Genomic DNA, 5,799 nt, shown 5'->3' on the forward strand with positions numbered 1-5,799 from the left:
GCCCTCCGACCCCGCCCCCGTCCGACCCTTCACAGCAGGAGACCACCCATGCGCAGACGATTCATCCCACTCGCCGCCGTCCTGGCGTCGACCGCCGCCCTCACCGGCTGCAGCGGCTTCGGAGGAGGAGGCGGCGGTTCGGCCGACGCCGACTCGATCACCTTCACCACCTGGGCCAGCGAGTCCGAGCAGGCGGCCTTCGAGTCGCTGATCACCGACTTCGAAGCCGAGCACGAGGGGGCGAGCGTCGAGCTCAACGTCGTCCCCTACGACCAGATGTTCAGCAACATCGACGCGCAGCTGTCGTCGGGCGAGGCCCCCGACGTGTTCCGCGTCGACTACGGCAACCTCGGCGTCTACTCCAGCCAGGAGCAGCTGCTCGACCTGACCGACCGGATCGACGACTTCGACTCCTTCACGCCCGCGTTCCAGGAGGCCGTCTCCTTCGAGGGGAAGCCCTACGGCGTCCCGCACCAGACCGACGTGTCGGCGCTGCTGGTGAACACGCAGCTGCTCGCGGCGGCCGGCATCACCGACGTGCCGACCACCGCCGACGAGGCGTGGACCTGGGAGGAGTTCGCCGACGCCTCCGCGAAGCTGCGCGCGAGCCTGCCCGCCGAGCAGTACCCGTTCGTCTACAACTGGCAGCTCGGCGGCACGCCCCGCTGGCTGAGCTGGCTGTTCGAGGCCGACGGCACGCTCCTGGAGGAGGACGGCACCACTCCGGCGATCGACTCCGCCGCCGGCGCGAAGGCGCTGGACTTCACGAAGAGCTTCTTCGACAACGACTGGGTCCCGCCGACCAGCTCGGTGAAGTCCGCCACCTACGCCGACTCCTTCTTCACGGAGCAGACCGCGGCGATGGCGTTCGCCGGGTCCTTCCTCGTGCCGGACATCGACGACCTCGCCGACTTCGAGTGGACCGCCACGCCGATGCCCGTCGACGAGCGCGGCGCGACCGACCTCGGCGGCAACGCCCTCGTCGCCACGGCCGACACCGACAACCCCGAGCTCGCGACCGAGTTCCTCTCGTTCATGACGCAGGCCGACACCATGGCCGAGTTCTGCGCGGCGACGAACGAGCTGCCCACCCGGTCCGACATCGACCCCGCGTCGATCGACTTCGCGGTGCGCCCGGACGTGATGCCCGTGTTCGTCGAGCAGGCCGCGACGATCACCCCGCGGGACGTGCAGCAGCTCACCTCGCCGTTCCTCGCGAAGATCTCCGTCGCGATGCAGGACCAGCTCGAGGAGGCGTTCGTCGGCGGACGCAGCACCGAGGAGACCCTCTCCGGCCTCGACGCGGCCATCCAGCAGGCGACCAGCTGGTGACCGCCACCACCCTCCGCGGCCGGGCGGGCTCCTCCGCCCGGCCGCGGTCGGCCCGCAGGCGCGAGGCCCTCGCCGGCTTCGGCTTCGTCGGCCCGAACCTGCTCCTGATGGCGCTGTTCCTGTTCGTGCCGATCCTCTGGGCGATCCAGCTCTCGTTCCAGGAGTCGCGCGGCTTCGGCACGCCCGAGTGGGTCGGCTTCGCGAACTACCTGCGGATGGGCGCCGACCCGGTGTTCTGGCAGAGCCTGGGCAACACGCTCCTCTTCACCGCGGTCACCGTGCCGCTCGAGCTCGCCGGCGGCCTCGGCCTGGCCGTGCTGCTCAACTCCGTCCTGCCCGCGCGCGGGATCTTCCGCACGGTGATCGTGCTGCCCCTGGTGATCTCGGGCGTCGCCTCCGGGATGATCGCGGTCACGATCTTCAGCGAGTCCTCGGGCATCGTGAACAAGGTGCTGAGCTCGCTGGGCGCCTCGCCGGTCGCGTGGCAGTCGGACGGCTCCGCGGCGATGATCTCGGTGATGCTGACCGCGGTGTGGCTGCGGATCGGCTTCAACATGGTGATCTACCTGGCGGGCCTGCAGAGCGTCTCGCCCGAGCTCTACGAGGCCGCCCGGATCGACGGAGCGACGCGCTGGCAGCAGTTCCGCGCACTGACGGTGCCGCTGGTCGGCCCGTCCACCTTCTTCCTGCTGATCATGAACGTGATCGCCTCGTTCCAGGTCTTCGACATCGTCTTCGTGATGACGGGCGGCGGCCCCGGCTTCTCCACGTCGGTGCTCGGCACCTACGCGTACCGCAACGGCTTCCAGGTCCGCGAGCAGGGCTACGGCGCCGCGCTCGGCGTCGTCATCCTGCTGGTCTCCCTCGCCTTCACCTACCTGCAGTGGCGCACGAGCCGCACGCGCGACCTCGTCGACTAGGAGCCCTCATGTCGTCCTCCACCGTCACCACGCCCGCCGCGGTCGCCGCGGCCACCGCCCGCGAGACCCCGCGCCGGCGTCCCTCCCGCCGCGACGGCTCCCGCTCCGGACTCGTCGTCCGCCTCGTCGTCGCGATCGTCGCCTCGGCGGTCGTGTTCTTCCCGCTGTACTGGATGCTCGTCATCGCCTTCTCGCCGCGCGGCGAGGTGTTCGCGCCCGGCCCGCCCCGCTTCTGGCCGAGCGAGATCTCGTTCGAGAACTTCGCGACGGTGTTCGCGCGCTTCCCCGTGGGCGAGTGGTTCGTCAACTCGGTCGTGATCGGGGTGTTCGTCACGGTGTTCACCGTCGTGGTGAACCTGCTGGCCGGCTGGGGCTTCGCGCGGCTGCGCTTCCCGGGGCGGAACCTGCTGTTCCTGCTCGCACTGGCCACGATGATGATCCCGGTGCAGGCGATCATGGTCGCGCAGTTCAAGCTCGTGACCGGACTGCAGATCTACGGCACCTACTGGTCGGTGATCCTGCCCGGAGCAGCGGCGGCCTTCGGGATCTTCCTCGCCCGGCAGTTCTTCCTCTCCATCCCGGAGGAGCTGATCGAGGCGGCGCGGATCGACGGCGCCGGCCACCTGCGGGAGTTCCTGCAGATCGTGCTGCCGCTCTCGAAGCCGCTGATCGCCGTCCTGATCCTGCTGACTCTGCTCGGCAGCTGGAACGACTTCGCCTGGCCGCTGATCGCCCTGAAGGACAACGAGCTGTTCACGCTGCCGATCGGCCTGCTTTACCTCAAGGGCCAATCGACGCCGGACTACAGCGCGAGCATGGCGCTGGCGCTGGTGTCGGTGCTGCCGATGGTGCTGCTGTTCCTGTGCTTCCAGCGCTACTTCGTGCAGGGGTTCGCGCGCAGCGGCATCCGGTGAGGTCGGGCGGCGGCACGGGCGGGGGCACGGGCGGCGGCACGGGCGGCGTGGAGCGGTCGCCGCGGCCGGACGCTCCTGACCGGACGGGGCAGGAGAGGACAGGGCAGGGCAGGAGAGGACAGGGCACGGGTGGCGTGGAGCGGTCGCCGCGGCGGGACGCTCCTGACCGGACGGGGCAGGAGAGGACAGGGCAGGGCAGGAGAGGACCGACGGACGCGGCGGGCGGCGGAGAGCGTGAACCACGTGGAGCTCGTCCGGTCGTGATCTTCCGAGTTCGACGGCTCTCCTGCGTGGCGGGGGCGTCCGCCAGCCGGAGCGGGACGGGGGCGGACCGGGACGCGGTGGCCGACGCCCCGAAGCGCCGAAGCACGACGGGACACGGGGCTCGAGGCTCGGAGCTCCGGGACACGGGGCTCGGGGCTCGAGGCTCGGAGCTCCGGGACACAGGGCTCGGAGCTCAGAACTCGGAGCTCGAGGCTCGACGAAGCGCGAACGTGCCGACGGACCTCGCGGCGCCGGAGGTGCGAGAGCGCGAGGGCGCCTGGGCGTGTCCAGGCCCGGCGATGCACCGCCTCGCGGCCGACGGAGTGTCGGATCGCCCGGCAGGTCGGGCTGCGGATCAGAACGGCGGAGACGCGTCCACGAACCGCGGCCGCGTCGGCGACAGCAGCGATGGCGACGGTCGAGGTGACGACGGTCGCGATGACCTCAGCTGCGATGACGAGGATCGTGGTGACAGCGGGTGCGGCTGCTGCTCCGGCTGCGGCTCCGGCTCCGGTTCTTGCGCCGACTGCGGCGTCGGTCGTCGCGTGGGCGGCAGCGGAGCCCCGGGCAGCGCCCGCGGTCGGTCGGTGATCCGACGGCCGGTGGGGGTCGTCCAGACGACGGTGCCGTCCGGATGGAGGGCGTAGGTCCAGCGGTCGCCGTGGCGGACGTGGTGGTGCGCGACGCAGAGCGAGGCCAGGTTGCCGAGGGCGGTCTCGCCTCCGTTCCGCCACTCGAGGGTGTGGTCGGCCTCGGCCGTCGAGGACGAGCGGGTGCAGCCGGGGAACCGGCAGGTCCGGTCGCGCAGCTGCAGCTGGAGGCGCATCCGAGGGGGCGGGACGCGGAGGGTCCTGCCGACCGACGTCACCACTCCCGTGTCCGGATCGGTCAGCACCCGCGTGAAGGTGGCCGCCGTGCGCACGAGCTCCCGGGCGACGTCGGCGGGGACGAGACCGTAGCCGTCGAGTTCGGCCGGCGCGTCGTCGAGGCCGACCGCGGTGCTGGCGGCGAGGGTGAGGCGCACGTCGGCGCGGACTCCGGAGACCGAGGCGGGGCTTCCGAGTACAGAGGCGGGGATTCCGCTCGCTCCTTCGCCAGAGGATCCGTCGCCCGAGGATCCGTCTGCGGAGATGTCGCCGTCGATGAGCAGATCGACGAGTGCGTCGGCCCGCAGCTGCGCGAGCGTCCGGCCGTCGCCGAGGGAGATGTCAGCGTCTCCACCGGCGCCGCCACCCGTCTCCGCGCCGAGCCCGGCACCAGCACGCGCACCAGCACCAGCACCAGCACCAGCACCAGCACCAGCGTCCGTTCCCGCACCGACTGCTACCCGGGCATCGCCACGGGCACCAGCACCGCTCTGTGCAGTCGCAGTCGCACTCGCACTCGCACTCGCACCTGCACCTGCACCTGCACCTGCACCTGCACCGAGCCCGATCCTCGCCGCGTCCGCCCCGTCGCGGAGCGAGCGGGCGATCCGGTCGAGACGGTTGTAGGCGCCGACCGCGACCGGGGCCGGCAGCAGGGCGCAGAGCGTGGCCATGCCGTCGGCCTCGGCGCCGAGCCACACGCTGCGGTCCTCGCGGGCGCGGGCGTGGCGCTCGGTGAACGGCTGCTCGTGCAGCTCGTCGCGCAGCCGCGCCACGGTCCGGCGGAGCTGGGTGGGCGTCTGCGAGAGCGCCGCGGCGGCCGCCCGCTCGTCGAAGGACGCGCGCGACGGAGCGGGGAGGGTCGCGGCGGCGGCGCAGACGACCTCGCCGGCCTCCCAGAGGATCCGGGCCTCGGCCAGGAGGGTGCGGGTCGCCGGGAGGTCCTCGATGAGGAGCCGAGCGTGCTCGAGACGCCGAGACGCCACGCGCTCCGACATCCCGAGCGCCGTCGCGAACTCGGCTCGGATCGAGCGCTCCACGAGGTCTCCCGCCTCGCTCCGGGAGAGACGACTCCCCCGCGCGAACGACTCCGGCACGAGCAGCGCCGCCCGGTACGCCGTGTGCAGGGCGACGGCCCCCGCGAGCAGCACCGGTGCCGAGGAGCGGGCGAGCCCCGCCGCGAGACCGGCGAGCGCGCGCACCGCGTCGAGCGTCTGCGCCGTCTCGCCCGCGCGCACCGCCTCGACCGCCTGCGCCGCGTCACCCGAACTTCTCATACGTGTATTGAATCAGCGACAACCGACATCGGGCCGGGGCCCGTGACCAGGATCGGGACAACGGAGCCGGTACCCCGCCTGTGGAGGGACGAACCGCCGGCGAGCGCGGGCTCGCACACCGCTGTACGCGCGATTCCTGAGCCGAGCACCAGCCCGCGCCGCCCACCCCGCTCGAACCCGTCCGCTCGAACCGGGGCCGCTCGAACCCGCCCCAACCCGGCCGCCC

The 5,799-nt window shown here is 72.1% G+C and carries 4 protein-coding genes; 3 read left to right on the forward strand and 1 reads right to left on the reverse strand.

The genetic code is table 11. From position 1 onward, the window contains the following. The first annotated feature begins 48 nt into the window (after nucleotides 1-48). The 3 genes from C5B93_RS16660 to C5B93_RS16670 are packed head-to-tail and all read left to right on the forward strand — an operon-like array spanning nucleotide 49 to nucleotide 3,166. Nucleotides 49-1,332 carry a sugar ABC transporter substrate-binding protein gene (locus C5B93_RS16660; protein WP_258068265.1) on the forward strand — a complete coding sequence of 428 codons (1,284 nt, stop codon included), beginning with the start codon at nucleotides 49-51 and terminating at the stop codon, nucleotides 1,330-1,332. Continuing rightward, nucleotides 1,329-2,252, forward strand: a complete 924-nt coding sequence (locus C5B93_RS16665; protein WP_104239656.1) for a carbohydrate ABC transporter permease — start codon at nucleotides 1,329-1,331, stop codon at nucleotides 2,250-2,252. Before C5B93_RS16660 ends, C5B93_RS16665 begins: the two co-directional genes overlap by 4 nt. Before the next feature lie 8 nt (nucleotides 2,253-2,260). Further along, nucleotides 2,261-3,166 carry a carbohydrate ABC transporter permease gene (locus tag C5B93_RS16670; RefSeq protein WP_104292990.1) on the forward strand — a complete coding sequence of 302 codons (906 nt, stop codon included), beginning with the start codon at nucleotides 2,261-2,263 and terminating at the stop codon, nucleotides 3,164-3,166. A gap of 619 nt (nucleotides 3,167-3,785) precedes the next feature. On the opposite strand, the gene C5B93_RS16675 is transcribed toward C5B93_RS16670, so the two are convergent. Then, nucleotides 3,786-5,573 carry an HNH endonuclease signature motif containing protein gene (locus C5B93_RS16675; protein WP_104292991.1) on the reverse strand — a complete coding sequence of 596 codons (1,788 nt, stop codon included), beginning with the start codon at nucleotides 5,571-5,573 and terminating at the stop codon, nucleotides 3,786-3,788. Nucleotides 5,574-5,799 lie beyond the last annotated feature (226 nt).

The organism is Rathayibacter sp. AY1A2, from assembly GCF_002930935.1.
GTDB lineage: Bacteria > Actinomycetota > Actinomycetes > Actinomycetales > Microbacteriaceae > Rathayibacter.